This window comes from Paraburkholderia ultramafica, from assembly GCF_902859915.1.
Classification (GTDB): domain Bacteria; phylum Pseudomonadota; class Gammaproteobacteria; order Burkholderiales; family Burkholderiaceae; genus Paraburkholderia; species Paraburkholderia ultramafica.
Map to the genome: position 1 here is coordinate 83,048 of NZ_CADIKK010000013.1, position 17,857 is coordinate 100,904.

Sequence of the window (17,857 nt, forward strand, 5' to 3'; positions counted from 1 at the left end):
GCAATCGCTGCGTCCACATGGCGCTAATCAAAGTGCACGGAGAGGGTTACTACGGCGCGCACCGTCTGCCTGTTGGCAGGACGGCGGCAGAGAAAAGAGAGCGCGGACGTCCTGCGGGTCAGGCAGCGAAACTGTTCGAAGGTCGACTACTACAAGTGTCCAAGGCATCAGCCCCATTTGTTAAGGCGTTCGCATTTTAATGCGACCTCAAATACTGAAACAAGTAAAAATTTGGAAAAGAACGTCGTACCAAGCCCTCCTGCTTCCGCTCACCCCGCGCCTTACTGGTAGCACGAAAGCGGCTTCACTGTGCATCTGCACCCGCCGAGAAACGATTGAGCGCGACGTTTTGCCGCGTGCCTCGCTCGAGGCCTGTACGGGCGCGACTGCCGACCTCGCAGAACAACCAGGCTGCTCGCGGTACGGATGCTGTCGCTGGCTGGCAACTGCGTCATTGCGGGTACATGGAAAACGCGACTTGCCCAACGCTTCTTTCTACTATCGCGTCCCATTATCAGCGGCCGCTATTACCCCAAAGAACGGCCGCACGTGATCGTGGCTCGAAGGACGGTTGTGGGTCGACTACGGCCGACGGCATGGGGCAGCAGTCGGCCAAAGATCCTTCCGACTGAGTCGCGCATAGCGGACATTCGATCGGAATAGTGCGCACCAGAAGGCCCGAGGAGGGCCGTTGAATGATTCAAGCTTCCTGGCGGCAGCCACTGGGCTACCGCCGCTCAAACCCGCAGCGGTTGGCCGCGTTGGAGACGCTCGCGGGAACTCCAGTTGGCTCAGGCGCCAAGCGGTGCGTTCTGGGGAAACAGCGCCTTGCGTACGTCTTCGTCCATTTCGGTCTTAAACGCGTGACGTGCCTTGAGCGCTTCAGCGCGCTGCGCCGCTGGTCGGGCGTTGATCTCGTCGAGCAGACGCTTGACATGCGGCAGCTTTTCCCACGCATCCGCCCCCAGGACGAAAGGCACGGCCCGCGCCCAACCCCACACGGCCATGTCCACCAGAGTGTATTCGTCTCCGAGCATATAGCGATGCTGGGCCAACTGCGCATCGATGATGCTCCAGTGGCGCCACGCCTCGAAGTCGTAGCGGTTGACCGCGTAGTCCAAAGGCTCCGGCGCATAGTGTTTGAAATGCACCGCCTGGCCCGAGTAAGGACCAATGCCGGTGGCTACGAACATTAGCCACGAGTGCATTTGCGCCCGCGCCTCGGGAGTGGTCACCGGTAGAAACCGACCCGTCTTCTCGGCCAGGTACAGCAGGATGGCGTTACTGTCGAAGACGGTCGCATCGCCATCGACCAGTGCTGGAGTCTTCGCGTTCGGGTTGATCGCCGTGAAGGCCGGGGCGTGCTGCTCGCCCTTGCGGATGTCGACAGGCACCAGTTCATACGGCAGTCCGCTCTCTTCCAGGAACAATGCAACCTTGGCGGGGTTGGGCGCAGGGTGGTAGTAAAACTTGATCATGAGACAACCTGTGAACGAGTGGGACGGCTGATGATTATAGGGTTGCGGACTTCTCTTTGCAGTGGACCCGACTCATACTGAGGTTAGCGACTCGCGCCGGCGCTTACTGCTCATGTCGAGCGTTGCACGTTCGCTATCGGTGAACACGACCGGCAGAAGTGGGTCGGTGAACGAAACCGCTCGCGCGGTAGAGGGCTCCGGCCAGGAACTGTCCTTCGCAGTCGCATGGTGAACGTCTGCTGATGTGCGATGAGTGGCCATCTGGCGAAGCGAAGGCGACCGACGATGCGTCGGACGAGCCAGCTTTATTTTCAAGCGCTGTGTGCGGCGGCTCAGATTTCGATGGCGATTCTGGCCGATGACACCTTGCGCGGGAGCAATCCGTACCAGTGCTTCTCGCCATGCCAGTGCTTCCGCAACGGCGAGATCACTTCCCGAGGTCGGCTCGCCGCACACTGCGGGAGGCTGAAAGCACGTTCGAGTGGCCGATCGGGCGGGCTGTGCGAGGCGTTCGTGGTCTCGATCAAAAACGCCCGCGCAACCTTCGCGGACGACCTGATTCGTCGTCGACGATGCGCCGCACGCAGTGTTGATGGCCGGAAACTGTGGATGTTCGGTTTGCGCTTAACCGCCGGCGAAGATGTCGCAGAAGGTGACCGGGCCGACACACTCTTCGCTCTTGCTCTCGTCAGCCGGCGCAGCAGAACGTCGTGCGACGCGGCCTTCGGTGCGGGGCACTTCAAGCTGTGCGGCTTTTTTAGCCGCACCTTTTGCTGCAGGTGCGGTGGTTTCTTGGGCGTGGGCAACAGCAGCGCACAGCGACATGGCAACGAGGGCGATCTTCAGCGATTTCATTTTCTTATCCTAAACAAATGGTAACTGCGTCGTAATGACCAGACTATATTCGTCGCTGACCATTGAATAAATCGTCCAGCCGGAAATGTATCTTTCCAGTTCGGGCAAGAGTTGGAGCGGCTGATAGCGACCCAGGCGTCCTCAATGGCCTGCGTGCCGGAAAGAGCGATTCAGGTGAAAACAATAAAGACGGGATTGCCACGAAAAATTGACTCAGGTCGATGCGAGTTGCAGGTAACACCTGCCGCTCTGTACCGGGCAAGTTTAGTCGCCTGTCCGAAATCGGTCGTTTTCGTACACAGAGGACTATCTGATTTCCGTTATCAGGCGGAGTGCGGTCCTCAGTCGTGACGGCCCCAGTTAGTTGAGCGCTGCCAGAGCAAACCACCAAAATGCTCAATCGCTCTATTGAGCAAAAAACTCGCGCATGCATGTCCGATATGCTGCGCCCCGACTTCGCCGCGTGGATCTTGGGCCTGGTGTGCTCCCTGCATGTCGCGACCGACCTTCCCTGGTCTGGCATTCAAGCTAACCGAGTAGGCAAAGAAAACCTCGCGCCGTATCAATGGCCCCGGAAAGATCAAGCTATTGGTGGAAGGCATTGCCTTCGAAAACGGCGAGCCGGTGAACGATTAACCGGTTCAGCAGAACTCGCCGCGCGAAGTCCCAGCTCGTCAGCCGTCCATCTATCACGCTCGATGGTAGCTGCATGACCTGAAGATTACTTGTTTGTCAGATTTGCATGAAAGATACGTTATGCATATTTCAGAAAATTTCTGATGTATACAAGGCTAGATACAAGGCTAGACTTCGGTTTCCCGCAGACGCTGCCCTGTTTGCGAGGAGCAATCAGTTACGGAGAGTCTTGATAATGAAGCAGAAGGTAATCTTTGCCGCGACGCTTGCGGCACTCGGCGCGACCGCGGCACATGCACAAAGCAGCGTGACCCTGTACGGCCTGCTGGATGCCGGCATCAGCTACACCAACAACACCCGCGTCGGCACCACAGGCCACAGCAATGTCGCCTTGAGCAATGCCATGATGCAAAGCAACCGTTGGGGCCTGAGAGGCTCCGAAGATCTGGGTGGCGGCCTTAAGGCACTGTTCGTCCTGGAAAACGGCTTCACGCTGAGCAACGGCAAGCTTGGCCAGGGTGGCCGCGAATTCGGCCGTGCCGCTTATGTCGGCGTGTCGAGCAACGACCTCGGCACCCTGACCGTCGGTCGTCAGAACGAATTCATGTACGACTGGGTCAGCCGTGTGTCGATGGAAAACTTCAACGGCGCGGGCGGCAATACCTTCGCGCACGTGATGGACAACGACAACATGCTCGGTACGTTCCGCGTCAACAACGCGGTGAAATACCAGAGCCCGAATTACTACGGTCTGACCGTCGGCGGCTTGTTTGGCTTCTCGAACCAGGCTGGGGGCTTCGGGAACAATCGTGCATACAGTTTCGGCGCCCTGTACAACAACGGCCCGATTCTGGCGACGTTGGGTTACACGCAACTTAACAACAACATCAACAGCCTCAACTCCAGTGGTGCAGTTGATAACAGCGCCAACGGCAGTGGCACCGGTGACCAGAACTTCACCGCAGGGCGTCAGCGGACCTTCGGCGGCGGCTTGAACTACACGTTCGGCCCGGCAAAGGTTGGTTTTGTGATCACGGACACCAAGCTGAACAATGCAACCGCTTTCCCGGGCGGCGGCACGTTGACGGCTGCAAACTCCGCATACGTTCATTTCACGAACTACGAAGTGAACGCGCATTACAGCCTTACCCCGGCATTGACCCTGGGCGCGGCTTACACCTTCACCGACGGCAAGTTCGACAACCCTCAGAACTCGGCATCGCCGAAGTGGAGCCAGGTCAGCCTGTTGTCGGACTACACCGTGTCGAAGCGGACCGACCTGTACGCAGTCGCGAACTGGTCACACCTGAATGGCGGTCTGAACCTGGCGGCACCGGGTAATTCGAGCTTGACTGCGTTTGCAGGCGCAAGCTCCTATATCGGCGGCATTGCGGCAACGAAGAACCAGGTGGTGGTGGGTGCCGGTATCCGTACCCGCTTCTAAGGCCTGATCGAACGGTTGAGGAACGCCGATCTTGCCGCGATCCGCGTGCGGCAAGAAGGAGTGTTCCTCACCCCTCGGTGGCTGATATTTGTAACGGTGGGGCTCGACTCGTGGGAGCGGAAGATTCGCTTCTCCTTGGGGAGAGCCGCGTATTTGAAGGGGTGACACGCTACATCAAGCGCGTTATTCGGGCGCGAGAGGCCTGACGACGGCGCCGGTAGTCCTGTCACCGGAAGGCGTTCTCCGAGAACAGTTAGCCCGCCCATTGTGGCGGGCTTTTTTTTGCGGCGCCCACGTGCTTATCATGCCAAGACGAACCCAACACTGACGTTTTGGCTCCCTGCTTTGCATTCGCGATGGCGAGGCCACGGTATGCCCGAGTACACCTGCGTAGGGGACGGAAGTCTACATAAACGCTGATGTCTCACGGACACAACAGCCACCGGGGAGTCGCGCATGGATCCACAACCGGGTCGTCCAATATGTACGGCTGATCCTTCGTGAGCATGAACCGGAGCCAACACGAATCGGCGGCCTCCAGATACGCCGACCGCGCAGCGCGCGGCCGCTTTGGAGCACGTGTAAGTCGGCGAGCAGTCGTTCGCATCTGTACGTAAGCAACGGCAAATGACCGCTTCTGTCGTTGCTCCTATGAAGCGTTAGCCAGACATGGATAATTTCCGTCGTTCGTTATTACAGGCGTTTTGGGAGTGGCAAGAGCCCGGCCTCGGTCCGTGTTGTGCTACAGGGCGCCGAGCTTTACCCGGCCGTCGCGCGGCGCCGGCTCAAGCTCCTGAACAAGCTGCTCGGCTAGCGAGGCTGTTGCGCTGGCAACGACCTTGCCGGGCCTGCGCCTGAACCTCACCGCTCCGGCTGTAACTGCCCCCAGCTCACGAGAATCGCCTGGATGCTGCGCGCGTAGGCGTCGCGCTCGTGCGGCGATTCCGAGTGATACGCGCCGATCGCGCGCCATGTGTTGCCGAACCGCACCATCTTCTGCTTGAGCAGCCACGCGGCCACAAAGATATTCACGCACGGGTCCGTGAGCGCGCGGCGCGGAATGCCCCGGCTCTTGAGTTCCGGAAAGTGGATCGAATTGATCTGCAATTGCCCCACGTCGATCGAACCGTTGGCGTTGCGGTTGATGGCGGTCGCGTCGCCTTTCGATTCGCGCCATGCCACGGCGCGCAGCACGAGCGGATTGACGCCCTGGTAAGCGCCGGCCTTGTCGAAGCAGTCGTCGGCGGGCGGGGCGGCTTGCGCGGCCGAACTGGCGAGCGCCAGCAGCGCCGCCCAGGCGCAGATGACCCACGACCGCAAAGGGCGGAAGGCGTTGGTCTTGTGCTGGTGCATGGGTCGAGGCTCCAGATCCGGCTTTACTGCGCCAGCGCGGAATCGAGCTGCCGCTCGATGTCCTTGAGATAGGTGCGCGACGCATCGGAGACGACGAGGCGCGGCGTCGGCATCGCGCAGCGGCAATCGTGCTGGTGCGTCTTCTTCTTGTTGTGCGACGTCGAGCGCGACGCGGGAAGGTCGTCGTCGTCGCCGGTGGACGGCGGCAGCATGGCGAGCGTGGGCAGCGGCGGGTAGACCTTGTCCGCAGAGGCTGTGGTGGCAGCGGTGGCAGTGGCGGCCGCAGTTGCAGGCGCGCTGGCGGCGGGCTGGCCCGCCCATGCGGCCGAACTTAAGCATAGCGATGCCGCGGCGAAAGCAATCAGGCGCATCGTGTCAGCTCCCCGCATGTAGCGGCTCGATCGAGACGCTGTACGTCTGGTTAGCGCCGGCCGTAAGGTTTTCGAGCGTGGGTTTGAGCCCCTGCTGCGGCACGCCCCGCCAGATCGCCTGGTTGATGTACTTGAAGTCCTGGCCCAGCGCCGTCGCGCGGATCACGGTGGGCTGCTTCTGCGCGGCGGCGAGCGCGCCCGCCTTGGCGAGCACCGCAGTCAGTTGCGGATCGCGCGCGCCGAGTGCATCGGCGGGAATGTCGAACTTCATGATCACGTTCGACACCGCAGGTTTCTCGGCTTGAGCCGTATTGGGCTGCTGCAGTTGTGCGCAGCCTGTCATAAACATTACGGCAAGTAAGAGCACAACGCGCGTCACGTCGGGGTCTCCAAAGTTTCGTGGCGATGTACGCGTTTTCGGCTTGGGAAGCTGAGACTTGATACCCGGGCGGCAAACGTTTGCGAAAAAGAAAGAGTTCGCTCTCGCGGCGCCGCTTCCCGGAAAGTCACTGCGCGCACCGCCGCCTTCGAGCAAAGAACTTCTTGCCCTGTCGGGTAAAGCCACAGTCATGAAGGCTCGTGAGACTGCAAGTGGCGAGCTTGACTGTCATTTTGCTTCGTTCGCGGCGCCGACTCGTCCGATGACTTTTTAACTGCACTAAATAAGGAAGACGCTAAGTGCGCAGTTGACTCCGGACATATGATTCGCGCAGAACTAGTCATTCGTCGAAGGTGCTGAGCAGTATGTGGCGGGTGACCGCAATGGCCGATCACTTGTCCGTGAGTGAAGGTACCGAGCGACCGCTCGACTCTGATACCCGTCCTTGCAACCCAAAGCGGACAGGGCACGGCGCTATACTGAGGGCCCGTCCACCGAACCCAAGGCCCGATCGCGAGACGTCGTAACGGCGTTCTCGTACGGCGCTCGACGAACGCGACCGCTTACCGGTGCAAGGTCCAAAAATTGGCCGATCACAATCTGGAAAAGCTGAGAATCGACCGACCGCCGGTCGGCACTGTCCCGCGGCGGCGCAGCTGGATTCGTTATGGCGTAGTCGCGCTAATCATCATCGCGGTGCTCGGCATTGCCGCCAGACTGGCCGGTCCGCAGGCGGTGGAAACGGCAACGGTGACATCCGCTTACCCGTCGCAGAACTACACGCTGCTCAATGCCACCGGTTACGTCGTGCCGCAGCGCAAGGCCGCAGTCGCCTCGAAGGCGCAGGGGCGTCTCGTGTGGCTCGGGGTACTGGAAGGCACTCACGTGAAAAAGGACGAGGTGATTGCGCGGCTCGAAAGCGACGACGTCGCGGCGACGCTAGCCCAGGCGTTGGCGCAGGTGAAAGTGGCGCAGGCCAATCTTGAACTGCAGGTTGCCGAGCTGAAGAACGCCGAAGTCAATCTGCGCCGCTCCGTGATACTCGCGCCCCAAGGGGCCATCCCCGCAACCCAATACGATGCCGATCTCGCCCGCTACGACAAGGCCAAGGCGTCGATCAACAACAGCCAGGCCGCCATTGCATCGGCACAGGCCAACGCTCGTGCCGCTCAGGTCGCTGTCGATCAGACCGTGATTCGCGCGCCATTCGATGGCGTGGTGATCGAAAAGCATGCGAACGTGGGCGACAACATTACGCCCTTCTCGCAGGCATCCGACAGCAAGGGGGCCGTCGTGACTATCGCCGACATGGAAACGCTCGAAGTCGAAGCTGACGTGGCGGAATCCAACCTATCGAGGATCAAGGTCGATCAGCCCTGCGAGATCCAGCTTGACGCATTTCCCGACCTGCGACTGGCAGGCAGGGTTTCGCGCATCGTGCCGACGGTGGACCGGTCGAAAGCGACGGTGCTGGTCAAGGTGCGCTTCGTGGACCGCGACGCGCGCGTGCTTCCAGACATGAGCGCAAAGATCGCCTTTCTCGCGAAGCCGATTCCTCCGCAGGAAAAGCAGCCTGTGGTAGCGGTGCGGCCTGCTGCGATCGTCGCGCGCGACGGCAAGAAGGTGGTCTACGTGGTCAAGGACGATACGGTGCGGGAGGTAGCCGTCACGACGGGCGAGCGGATCGGTGAGCTTGTCGCGGTCAACGGCGTGAAACCGGGCGATATGCTCGTGCTGGCTCCGAACGACAAAATCAGGGACGGCGCCAAAGTGACTCTGGCGAAGAAGTAGCGTGAGTACCGCACCGCTCGTCGAAATCAGCCACGTTGCCAAGTCGTACCGGCGCGGCGTGCAGATCGTGCCGGTCCTGAGCGACATCACGCTCGGCATCGCCGAGGGCGACTTCGTCGCATTGATGGGCCCGTCGGGATCGGGCAAGAGCACGCTGCTCAATCTGATCGCCGGCATCGACAGGCCGGACAGCGGCGAGCTGCGCATAGGGGGACTCGACATCACGCGACTTCCCGAAGCGGCCCTTGCCGACTGGCGCGCGGCCCATGTCGGCTTCATTTTCCAGTTCTACAACCTGATGCCCGTGCTCACCGCTTTTGAGAACGTCGAGCTGCCACTGATATTGACCCGCTTGACCCGCGCCGAGCGGCGCGAGCGCGTCGGGCTGGTGCTCGACATGGTGAACATGGTCGACCGTATGAGTCACTACCCTTTCGAGCTTTCCGGCGGGCAGCAGCAGCGCGTCGCCATCGCCCGCGCGCTCATCACCGACCCGACGCTGATCGTCGCGGACGAGCCGACCGGCGATCTGGACCGCGCCTCCGCGGCGGACGTGCTTTCGCTGATGCAGCGGCTGAACCGGGAGCTCGGCAAGACCATCATCATGGTGACCCACGACGCTCACGCCGCCAGCCTGGCGAGGGCGGTTGTGCATCTGGAGAAGGGGGAGCTGATCGATGAACAGCCCCGTTGAAACCTGTCGCGCTCCGCTGCCATGTTCCTGCTGAAGCTGATTACCCGAAACGCGCTGCGCCACAAACTGCGCACGATGCTGACCGTGCTCGGCCTGACCATCGCGGTGCTCGCCTATGGCCTGCTGCACACGGTGGTGGACGCATGGTATGCAGGGGCCGCCGCGGCTTCCAATGCGCGGCTTGTGACGCGCAACGCCATCTCGCTCGTCTTTCCCCTGCCGCTGAGCTATGAGAACCGTATTCGTGGCGTCGACGGCGTGACGCTGGTGGCCCGGTCCAACTGGTTTGGCGGCGTCTATCGGGAGCCCAGGAACTTCTTCGCGCAATTCGCGGTGTCGGACAACTACCTCGATCTTTACCCGGAGTTTGTCGTGCCGGCGCAGCAGCGTTCCGACTACCTGCGCGACCGCAAGGGATGCCTGGTCGGGCGACAGCTCGCAGACCAGTATGGCTTCAAGGTGGGCGATGTGATTCCGATCAAAGGCACGATCTACCCGGGCACCTGGGAATTCGTCGTGCGCGGCATTCTGGACGGACGGGACGAAACGACGATCACGCGTCAGCTGGTGTTCCACTGGGAATACCTGAATGAAACCGTGCGCAAGACATCGCCGCGCCAGGCGGATCAGGTCGGTGTCTATGTCCTGGGCGTGGCGAATCCCGATGATGCTGCCGAGATCGCGCGAAACGTCGACAGCGTCTTCAGGAATTCGCTTGCCGAGACCCTCACGGAAACCGAGCAGGCGTTTCAGCTTGGCTTTGTCGCCATGTCGAACCAGATCATTGCGGCGATCCGCGTCGTGTCGTATGTGGTGATCGTGATCATCATGGCGGTGATGGCCAATGCGATGGCGATGAGTGCGCGCGAACGCACGGTCGAATATGCGACGCTCAGGGCGCTCGGCTTCGGCCCTCCGTTTCTTGCGTTGCTCGTTTTCGGCGAGTCGATCCTGATCTGCGCGATCGGCGGCGGGCTTGGCATTCTCGCGACGCCGCCGGTGGCGAGCCTGTTCAGGCAGGCCACGGGCGGCGTGTTTCCGGTGTTCAAGGTATCCGGCGAAACGATGGTGCTGCAGGCCGCATGCGCGCTTGTCGTCGGGCTTGCCGCTGCCGTCATGCCGGCGTTGCAGGCGGCGCGGGTTCGTATCGCCGAAGGCCTGCGGGCAATCGGCTAGGGCGGCCTGTGGCGATTCCGCTCACCTATGTCGCGCGCAACCTGTGGGCACGCCGGCTGACCACGGCGCTCACAGCGGGCGGGCTGGCGCTGGTGGTGTTCGTGTTCGGGACCGTGCTGATGCTCGACGCGGGCCTCAAGAAAACGCTGGTGTCCACCGGCGAATACGACAACGTGGTGGTGATCCGCAAGGGCGCCGAAACCGAGGTGCAGAGCTCGATCGACCGGAACCAGGCAGGCATCATGGAAATGCATCCGGCAGTGGCGATGGGCGGCGACGGCCGGCCGCTCGCGTCGCGGGAAACCGTGGTGCTCATCTCGCTCGAGAAGATCGGCTCGAACAAGCCATCGAATGTGGTCATTCGCGGCGTCTCGCCGAGCGGCCTCGTTCTGCGTCCACAGGTCAGGCTGGTGGAGGGGCGCATGTTCAATCCTGGCTCGTCCGAGATCATCGTCGGCAGCAGCATCGCGAAGGGCTTCAGCGGGACGCAGATCGGCGAGCATTTGCGCTTTGCCCAGCGCGACTGGACCGTCGTAGGTCGCTTCGACGCGGGGAGCAGTGGCTTCGACTCGGAAATCTGGGGCGACGTGGACCAGCTCATGCAGTCGTTTCGCCGCAACAGTTACTCGTCGATGGTGGTGCGTCTTGCGCAGACCGACCTTTTTTCGCGATTCGCGGCGGACATCGATGTCGACCCGCGGCTCACCGAGGAAGCCAAGCGCGAACAGACGTTTTATAGCGATCAGTCAAAGGCGTTGTCGACGTTCATCAACATCCTGGGCTTGACGCTTTCGACGATATTTTCGATCGCAGCGATGATTGGCGCGATGATCACGATGTATGCGTCGGTGGCAAACCGGGTGGCGGAAATCGGCACGTTGCGGGCGCTTGGGTTCAAACGTATCAACGTGCTGGGTGCGTTTCTGCTCGAAGCGCTGCTGCTTGGACTGGTGGGCGGGATCGTCGGGATTGGCTGCGCGGCTTTGATGCAGTTCGCTTCGTTTTCCACCACCAACTTCCAGACCTTTGCTGACCTTTCATTCCGCTTTATTCTTACACCGGCAATCGTGGTGAAGACGCTTGCGTTCTCGATGGCCATGGGCCTTATCGGCGGGTTCCTTCCTGCCATGCGCGCGGCGCGCATGAACATTGTCGATGCGCTGCGTACGCGCTAGATGCTATGGGGGCGGCAGCATCCGGTCAGGCAACGAGATTCCCCGCAGGTTGCCACCATGAACGATCAATGGAAGAGTTCTGCCAGGGACAGGGCTTTGTTCCTAAGCCGGCCCCCGGCAACGAGCACCCGGCCGTCGGACAGAAGCGTGGCGGTGTGCGAGTCACGCGACAGACCCAGGCTGCCGGTCTGTGACCAACTGCCGATGGCAGGATCGTAGAGCTCGTCGGAAAACAGGTCGAGTTGCGCGATTCCCGCTGTTACGAGTACCTTGCCGTTGGGCAGCAGGACGGCGGCATGGTCTTCCCGCGCCTGACTCATGCCACCGGTCTGGGACCACGTAGCGGTGGCAGGATCGTACAGCTCGGCTGAGGACATCGCGCCGGCGCTGCCTTCGCCACCCGCAACGAGCACGCGGCCGTCTGGCAGCAAGGTAGCGGTGTGTTGCTCGCGTGCCTGGGTCATACTGCCGGTCTCTGACCACTTGCCCGTGGCCGGGTCGTATAGTTCGGCTGATGCCAGGGCGCCGGCCTTGCCGTCGCCACCTGCAACGAGCACCCGGCCATTGCGCAGCAATGTGGCGGAGTGCGCGTCACGCGCCTCGTTCAGGAAGCCGGTCTGCAACCACGCGCCATTGACCGGATCGTACAGTTCGACTGACGACTGTGCGCCGCCTGGGGCCTCGCCTCCGGCCACGAGCACCCGGCCGTCGGGCAGAAGCGTGGCGGTGTGCAGGTCACGCGCCTGACTCATCTCACCAGTTTCCGTCCATTTGCCGGCTGCGGGATCATACAGTTCCGCTGAGGGCAGCGAGGTTCCCTTGCCGTTACTGATGCTGCCGCCCGCCACGAGCACCTTGCCGCCCGGCAGCAGCGTGGCGGTGTGCGATTGCCGCGCATCGGTCAGGTTGCCGGTCGGCGACCATTTATTCGAAGCGGGATCGTAAAGTTCGGCGAGAGACAGCGGCTTGCCGTTGGATCCCGCCGCGACGAGCACCCGTCCATCGGAGAGCAGCGTGGCCGTATGACGATACCGCCGCGTCTTCATGGCATTGGCAGGCAGCCACTCGCCGGCCGATTCCGCGGTCACGGTGATCGCCACTTGCGTCGCGACGTTGCCCGCGACGTTGCTGCCGGTCACGATGAAGGTCGTCTGCGCCAAAGCCGCTGTCGGCGTGCCGCTGATTGCGCCGTTCTGCGTGTTCAGGCTCAACCCGGCGGGCAGCGCAGGCGACACCGAAAACTGCGTAATCTCGCCGCCGGAATACACCGGAACGTTCGGGACGATCGCGAGGCCGATGGCATAGTCCGGCGCGGGATCCTTGTAGGCGAGGCCCATGGGTGGCTGCGCCTGTGCATCCACTCCGATCGTGATCTGAGTTTCGACCGTGTCGACGCCATTGCTGCCCGTAACCGTATAGACCGTCGGCGGGGCCGGCGTCGTGGGCGTGCCCGCGATGACTCCGGTTTGCGGGTCCAGCGTGAGCCCGGGCGGCAGCGGGGGTGACACGGTGTATTCGGTGATCTCGCCACCCGTGGTGATCGGCGTGTCGGGCGTGATCGGCGCGTTGGTCACATAGTCCGTCGAGCTGTCGAGATAATCCAGGGTGTCAGGCGCCATGGCCACATCCTCGACCTCGATCTGCACGCGCGCCGTGGTGGAGCCTCCCGCGTTGCTGCCGGTGATCGTGTATACCGCGGCGTTGCTGGTGCCGGAGGGCGTGCCCGTTATCGCACCGCTCACGCGATCCAGCGTGAGGCCGGCGGGCAACGGAGGAAACACGCTGTAGTTCGTGATTGCACCACCGCTGCTGCTCGGCAGGCTGGGGATAATTTCGTTCCCCTGCACGAACACCACCGATGTCTCGCGTTCCGTCAACCCCGATGGCGGCGCCTGGGTGATACCACCGCTGCCACCGCCGCATCCCGCTACGAGCGAGGCGAGCAGCATGATGAGGCCAGTCAGGCAAGGCTTGATCTTCACGACGATGATCCCGGAGCTGTCTGGATCTAGGATAGGTCGCGCGGCCGTATTTGTCAGCCAATTGCGCAACGGATGTCGCGCGCGGGCGCACTGGTCTTCGTCCGCTGGCGTCGATCGCTCACGCCGTCTGGTTTGACCGCCATCACGCGGAAATGAACGACGAGGGCAATGAGACGAACAGGCCAAAGGACACGTAACCGGTCAGAGCTCCCGTAGCGGCAATCAGGCGCCCGTCGAGGGTGGGGTGGCAGCCGTCGTACCCACCATCGCCCGCACGCTGAGGCGCGCTGTCTCGACTCGTCGAGCAGCGCCTCCTCCGCGTTTTCCGAGAGCGGCCATTCGCGCAGCCGCGATCGGATTGACAGTCGTGCTCCGGCGGTTGAGCGTGGCCAACGGCAATGGGTACATCATTGCGACCGCATCCGCTTCAGTTCATCGATGCGCAGATGATAGCTCCGTAGTAGACAAGCTTTATCGCCACACGCGTTGCGAGAATTACGAAACCACGCTCGTTGATCCGCTCGTAATCGCGTCTTGTTAGCCGATACTTTCATCGTTTGGCCATAGACTTCTGCCAATGCTTTATCGACACCTGCGAGTTCCGCATCCCCGCAAATCAGCTGCGCCTGGACAGATATCAGCTTGCTGCAATCGAAACTTTGCATCAACGCAGTCTTCGTCCTGCGCTGGATCTCCAACAGCCCTGGTTTGCATAGCCCTTGCAGCGACTTGCAAGCGGCGTCGCGCCCGACCCATGCCATGTCCCCCGCACCATATTGCTTAACGAAACGATTGATGCCCGCATGGCTTACGCCCCTTTGCATTGCGTTTGCCGCGATTATTTCGTTGCAAAGCGAGTCCTCGGCATAGCTTCGCCCATCGCGCCGGTAGCAGCTGTGAAAACCGAGCAGCCCAGTACCAACAACACTTCGGCGTTCCCCTGAAGCGAACAGAATGGAAGCGCAAGCGGACGCGCACCTGGCACTGTCTGGAACTGTCGTATAGACGCGTACATGGTCCATTGCATCGACCACCCGGAAAGCGGCCTCTACATTCCCTCCTGGGCTATTTAAAACAAGGATGACAAGACCTTCGTCATCGCGGTCAGCCATTTTGGCGAACGCCAGGAACTTCTCTGCATCACCTTCCTGAATCCTCCCCTCACCGATAACCATTTTCAGCTCGAGTTGTGGTTGGTAGTAGATCTTGAAGTCCATCCCGGGCGCCGCACCGGGAATCATCAGCACAGTGAAACAAAGCCAGCCAAGCAATCGTCGGATCGAGCTTTGCGCCGGCGCGCCTTTGGCTGGTGGGTGCTCAGTGCTGCGCATACGCTTCTCCCCGGAATATCAGAAGCATAGTCTCGAGCCTGTCTTGGGTGGCGTAATGACCCTGTGTGAAATGACCGGTTGCATCCGCGCCAGGTAACGGACCGTTCGCGTCGATGTGATCGCAGCGTTGTTGGAACTGTACGAGGCCCAAGGCCATTGTTGGTGCTATTGCGGCAGCAGTGGATGGCGGGCCGCGCTTCAGTGCAGTCTGGTACGGTCTCGCCGGGCCGCCAGTCAAGGCTGCGTGGACGGCGGCGCAAAGCTCGCGCGCACCCGGTACAGCAGTGAAGGATCCTGGCCGACGATTTGCCAGTTGACCCATTGATCCGCCGGCACGACCAGGCCCGGATGGGTCGCGTGCACCAGGCTCGGCTGCGGCGGCAGCTTGCAGCCTCCTCGGGTTTTGGGCGTGGTATTGCTTTCGAGCGTTTCCTGCGCGTCGATTGCGAGAACCGACCCGGTCGGGTCCGCCCGCAGCGGCGAGACCGTGATGGTGCGCTGCAGGTCGATACTGCCCGCGGGCTGGTCCTGGCAGCCGACTTTGTGCGTGACGACCTTGTGATGCCTGTTGGTCCGAGCCTGGCCGACCGTGGACGTTCCATCGAATGAGTCGACCTGCTGGCCGTCGCGGATTACCTGCAGCGTCCAGTTGACGACGGGCTGCACGGCGGGTTGCGCGTAGGGCTGTGGCGCCGGCGCTGCTTGTGCATAGGGTTGAGGGGTTGGCGCTGGCTGCTCCGCGGGCTGCAACGTTGGCGCTGGAAGCACAGGGAGTGCCGGCTGCGGAGCGGCCTTATGAGTGGGCGCATGGACACGCCTATGTGCGGGCTTATGAGCCGGCTTTTCAGCGGGCTTTTCAGCCGGCTTTTGAGTGGGCTGTGGAGCGGACGCGGGAGTGCGCAGAGGAACGGCGTGCTCCACCGGTTGCGAGGCCGGAACCGCGGGCTTCACTACACCCTCAAACACCGTCTGCGCGCTCGCAGACACGAACGCGGCGGCAGCGGCGGACAGAGCAGCGGCGAGAGAGTTCTTCCACAACATCATGTCGGCAGGCTCCATGCACGTGTATCGTCGCAGAGGCGTTGCACAACGCGTGCCCGGGCGTTTGTTGGCGAGGAGGCAAAGCGCTCATTCCATTTCAACGGGAATTCGCACATATCCCTCCTATGCTGGTACAGCGCGGGCAGCGGCGCAGGCTGGACAATTCGCGCCTGCAATCGGCCCGATCACCGAACAATTGTCCCTTCGCCCTACCCTCATCTTATCCAATCGGCCGGACCCCAACATTTAGCCCACGAGGTTAAATGCGAGATAGATCCCCTACCTTGTAATTACCAAGTCGCCGGGAAACATCCAGCGAACAGGTTTGACAGCCTGAATGTTGAAACCCGCACGCCTGCCCAGGCAGGCCGTGCGTCTGCCTCTGCACGTCCATCTTCTATGGGCGGGCCGTGGCGGGAGAGCCGCAAGGCTCGCTGGTTTGGTTTAGTGCCAGTCTGTCAATCCCGCTATCGTGCCCGCTCACCCCTTCCCCCCAAAGCCGGTGTTCGGGCGATCCAGGAAGCAACTGGGAGATCGCACCATGACCAAGTCCGCCAAAAATCAACCGGCCTCACGTCCACCCGTCGACGCGCTCCAGTACGAGAAGCTCGCCCTTTCCGCGTTCGATTTATGCGACCGGCAGATGGGTCAACTGGATACCTTGATCACACTTGCGTCCTCGATAGTTAGAAATCCTGCGATGACGCGTGACGAAAGACGGCGTCATCGGACACTTCTTGAATTGCTCGTGGACACAGCAGAGCAGTATCAACAGGAAGTCGGATGCGACCGCGAACTGTTCCAGGTGATTGCACTCGACGCGAAGGGGCTACCGGTTGCCGCACCACACTAAACGATCCGATCAGCCAGCAGAAAAGCAAATGGCCGCAGCATCGGCTGCGGCCATCAGATAGCGGCTCCAAAGGTTCGAGTCACTTAGCGATTACACCCCGCCAACCTCACACCACATTCATCGCCAATGCACTCTCGCGATAATGCTGGCTCGCCTTGTCCGCATCGCCGAGCTGCTCGTGCAAACGCGCCAATGCACGATGCGAGCGAATCTTCAGCGTCTCGTTATCGGCAAGCTTCAACGCGCGTTCAAGGAACGATTGCGCCTTGCCCCACAACTGCTGATGCAAACACAAACGGCCCAACGCGAACATCAAGTCCGCATCTTCCGGGCGATCCTTCTGCCATGCCTCGGCCTTCTGAATCAGCGGCAACGCATCGCCCGCGGTGGTGTCCGGATAACGACGCAGCAAGCGCGCGTCCCAGTTCTGCGCGAGCGCTTCCTCGACGATCTTGCGCGCTTCCTGCGGACGATTCAGCGCCACCAGCAGTTCGGCGGCGAGATCGGCGAGACGCGGCGAATGACGCTCGGTCGCCGACAGCGAGTTCCACAACTCCAGCAACGCATCGGCGTTATGACGCCGGTCGCGCAACAGATTCTCCGCCGCCAGTTGACGCAAGCGCACCGCCACCGCCGGATGAAGCGCCTCGCGCTTTTCCAGCGTCTTGACGAGCTTGAGCACTTCGCTCCAGTTCTTCAATTGCTGCTGCGCGCGCAACATGATCTGCTGCGCGTGAATGCGCCGCGCGCCCTGCGACTGCATTTCGGTCAGCGCGGTCAGCGCGCCGTCCGCGTCGCGGCCGTCGGCGCGCATGTCGGCGGTGGCCATCAGGCGCGCGTCCTGCCAGTCGTTTTCGTCGATCTGCGCGAGCCATTCGTCGCGCCGCGCATATTCATGCATCCGATGCGCGGCGGTGGCTGCGATCAAACCGGCCGCGCCCTTGTTGTCGCGGTTCGCGAGCGCATCTTTCGCGGCTTTCTCCGCGCGCGAAAAACGCCCCGCGTACAGATTGCCGATCGCGTCACGCAGCGCGGCGTGCGCCTTCGCGACCCGCGAGCGCGCACGGTAAGCAGCCACGCGCTGCGGCATGCGCCAGATATTGCGGATGATGCGCAACAGCGCGTACAGCAGGATGAACACCACCACCAGTCCGACGATGAACAGATTCAACGAGATGTCGACGCGGTACGGCGGATAGATCAGCAGCACCTGCCCCGTGTCGAAGCGCCCGACCACCGCCAGCACCACCGCGATGGCGAACAGAAACGCGAGCCATAGAAGTCCCCGGATCGCCATG

Annotated in this window: 14 protein-coding genes and 2 pseudogenes; 7 read left to right on the forward strand and 9 right to left on the reverse strand. The window is 61.7% G+C overall.

The window, feature by feature from the left end:
• Nucleotides 1–791: 791 nt before the first annotated feature.
• Both HV744_RS15525 and HV744_RS15530 read right to left on the reverse strand, forming a co-directional pair.
• The gene (locus HV744_RS15525; RefSeq protein WP_175150371.1) at nt 792–1,478 is read right to left on the reverse strand and encodes a glutathione S-transferase family protein; all 687 of its coding nucleotides are present in this window, start codon (nt 1,476–1,478) and stop codon (nt 792–794) included.
• Nucleotides 1,479–2,102: 624 nt separating this feature from the next.
• Nucleotides 2,103–2,333: a hypothetical protein gene (locus HV744_RS15530; protein ID WP_175150372.1), complete on the reverse strand. Its 231-nt coding sequence runs from the start codon at nt 2,331–2,333 to the stop codon at nt 2,103–2,105.
• Nucleotides 2,334–2,822: 489 nt separating this feature from the next.
• Here HV744_RS15530 and HV744_RS15535 point away from each other — a divergent pair.
• Together HV744_RS15535 and HV744_RS15540 are read left to right on the forward strand one after the other, a co-directional pair.
• A pseudogene (locus HV744_RS15535) lies at nt 2,823–2,969 on the forward strand (IS256 family transposase); the annotation flags it as partial.
• A 235-nt stretch (nt 2,970–3,204) separates the two neighbouring features.
• A complete protein-coding gene (locus HV744_RS15540; protein ID WP_175150469.1) occupies nt 3,205–4,413 on the forward strand; it encodes a porin in 1,209 nt (402 codons plus the stop codon).
• A gap of 861 nt (nt 4,414–5,274) precedes the next feature.
• Here the strand turns inward: HV744_RS15540 and HV744_RS15545 are convergent.
• From HV744_RS15545 to HV744_RS15555, 3 genes are read right to left on the reverse strand one after another with little or no spacing between them, the layout of a single operon-like run.
• Nucleotides 5,275–5,766 (reverse strand): lytic transglycosylase domain-containing protein, encoded by a 492-nt coding sequence (locus HV744_RS15545; RefSeq protein ID WP_175150373.1) that lies wholly within the window; start codon nt 5,764–5,766, stop codon nt 5,275–5,277.
• Between the two features lie 23 nt (nt 5,767–5,789).
• Nucleotides 5,790–6,137, reverse strand: coding sequence for a hypothetical protein (locus HV744_RS15550; protein WP_175150374.1), 348 nt, complete (start codon nt 6,135–6,137; stop codon nt 5,790–5,792).
• Between the two features lie 4 nt (nt 6,138–6,141).
• Nucleotides 6,142–6,516, reverse strand: coding sequence for a hypothetical protein (locus HV744_RS15555; RefSeq protein ID WP_175150375.1), 375 nt, complete (start codon nt 6,514–6,516; stop codon nt 6,142–6,144).
• A gap of 585 nt (nt 6,517–7,101) precedes the next feature.
• Here HV744_RS15555 and HV744_RS15560 point away from each other — a divergent pair.
• Genes HV744_RS15560 through HV744_RS15575 form a run of 4 tightly spaced genes read left to right on the forward strand, consistent with a single transcriptional unit; the run spans nt 7,102 to nt 11,352 of the window.
• Nucleotides 7,102–8,307 (forward strand): efflux RND transporter periplasmic adaptor subunit, encoded by a 1,206-nt coding sequence (locus HV744_RS15560; RefSeq protein ID WP_175150376.1) that lies wholly within the window; start codon nt 7,102–7,104, stop codon nt 8,305–8,307.
• Nucleotide 8,308: 1 nt separating this feature from the next.
• Complete coding sequence (locus HV744_RS15565; RefSeq protein WP_175150377.1) at nt 8,309–9,001, forward strand: ABC transporter ATP-binding protein; 693 nt, start codon at nt 8,309–8,311, stop codon at nt 8,999–9,001.
• Between the two features lie 21 nt (nt 9,002–9,022).
• Nucleotides 9,023–10,177 carry an ABC transporter permease gene (locus HV744_RS15570; protein WP_175150378.1) on the forward strand — a complete coding sequence of 385 codons (1,155 nt, stop codon included), beginning with the start codon at nt 9,023–9,025 and terminating at the stop codon, nt 10,175–10,177.
• A gap of 8 nt (nt 10,178–10,185) precedes the next feature.
• Nucleotides 10,186–11,352: an ABC transporter permease gene (locus HV744_RS15575; RefSeq protein WP_175150379.1), complete on the forward strand. Its 1,167-nt coding sequence runs from the start codon at nt 10,186–10,188 to the stop codon at nt 11,350–11,352.
• 65 nt (nt 11,353–11,417) lie between these two features.
• Here HV744_RS15575 and HV744_RS15580 read toward each other — a convergent pair whose 3' ends face one another.
• The 3 genes from HV744_RS15580 to HV744_RS15590 form a co-directional block, all read right to left on the reverse strand.
• Nucleotides 11,418–13,334: a Kelch repeat-containing protein gene (locus HV744_RS15580; protein ID WP_246279056.1), complete on the reverse strand. Its 1,917-nt coding sequence runs from the start codon at nt 13,332–13,334 to the stop codon at nt 11,418–11,420.
• A 407-nt stretch (nt 13,335–13,741) separates the two neighbouring features.
• A complete protein-coding gene (locus tag HV744_RS15585; protein ID WP_175150380.1) occupies nt 13,742–14,665 on the reverse strand; it encodes a lysozyme inhibitor LprI family protein in 924 nt (307 codons plus the stop codon).
• A gap of 234 nt (nt 14,666–14,899) precedes the next feature.
• On the reverse strand, nt 14,900–15,415 hold the full coding sequence (locus HV744_RS15590) for a hypothetical protein (RefSeq protein WP_425497735.1): 516 nt from the start codon (nt 15,413–15,415) through the stop codon (nt 14,900–14,902).
• A gap of 832 nt (nt 15,416–16,247) precedes the next feature.
• Here HV744_RS15590 and HV744_RS15595 point away from each other — a divergent pair.
• Nucleotides 16,248–16,541 (forward strand): annotated as a pseudogene (locus HV744_RS15595) (hypothetical protein); the annotation flags it as partial.
• A 124-nt stretch (nt 16,542–16,665) separates the two neighbouring features.
• Here HV744_RS15595 and HV744_RS15600 read toward each other — a convergent pair.
• Nucleotides 16,666–17,856, reverse strand: a complete 1,191-nt coding sequence (locus tag HV744_RS15600; RefSeq protein ID WP_175150382.1) for a heme biosynthesis protein HemY — start codon at nt 17,854–17,856, stop codon at nt 16,666–16,668.
• Nucleotide 17,857: the final 1 nt, after the last annotated feature.

Excerpts from the sequence above, each read along its gene's own strand:
- HV744_RS15570 (WP_175150378.1), top strand. The coding sequence starts at position 9,023 with ATGTTCCTGCTGAAGCTGATTACCCGAAACGCGCTGCGCCACAAACTG.
- HV744_RS15530 (WP_175150372.1), bottom strand. The coding sequence starts at position 2,333 with ATGAAATCGCTGAAGATCGCCCTCGTTGCCATGTCGCTGTGCGCTGCT.
- HV744_RS15545 (WP_175150373.1), bottom strand. The coding sequence starts at position 5,766 with ATGCACCAGCACAAGACCAACGCCTTCCGCCCTTTGCGGTCGTGGGTC.
- HV744_RS15585 (WP_175150380.1), bottom strand. The coding sequence starts at position 14,665 with ATGCGCAGCACTGAGCACCCACCAGCCAAAGGCGCGCCGGCGCAAAGC.
- HV744_RS15525 (WP_175150371.1), bottom strand. The coding sequence starts at position 1,478 with ATGATCAAGTTTTACTACCACCCTGCGCCCAACCCCGCCAAGGTTGCA.
- HV744_RS15600 (WP_175150382.1), bottom strand. The coding sequence starts at position 17,856 with ATGGCGATCCGGGGACTTCTATGGCTCGCGTTTCTGTTCGCCATCGCG.
- HV744_RS15550 (WP_175150374.1), bottom strand. The coding sequence starts at position 6,137 with ATGCGCCTGATTGCTTTCGCCGCGGCATCGCTATGCTTAAGTTCGGCC.
- HV744_RS15540 (WP_175150469.1), top strand. The coding sequence starts at position 3,205 with ATGAAGCAGAAGGTAATCTTTGCCGCGACGCTTGCGGCACTCGGCGCG.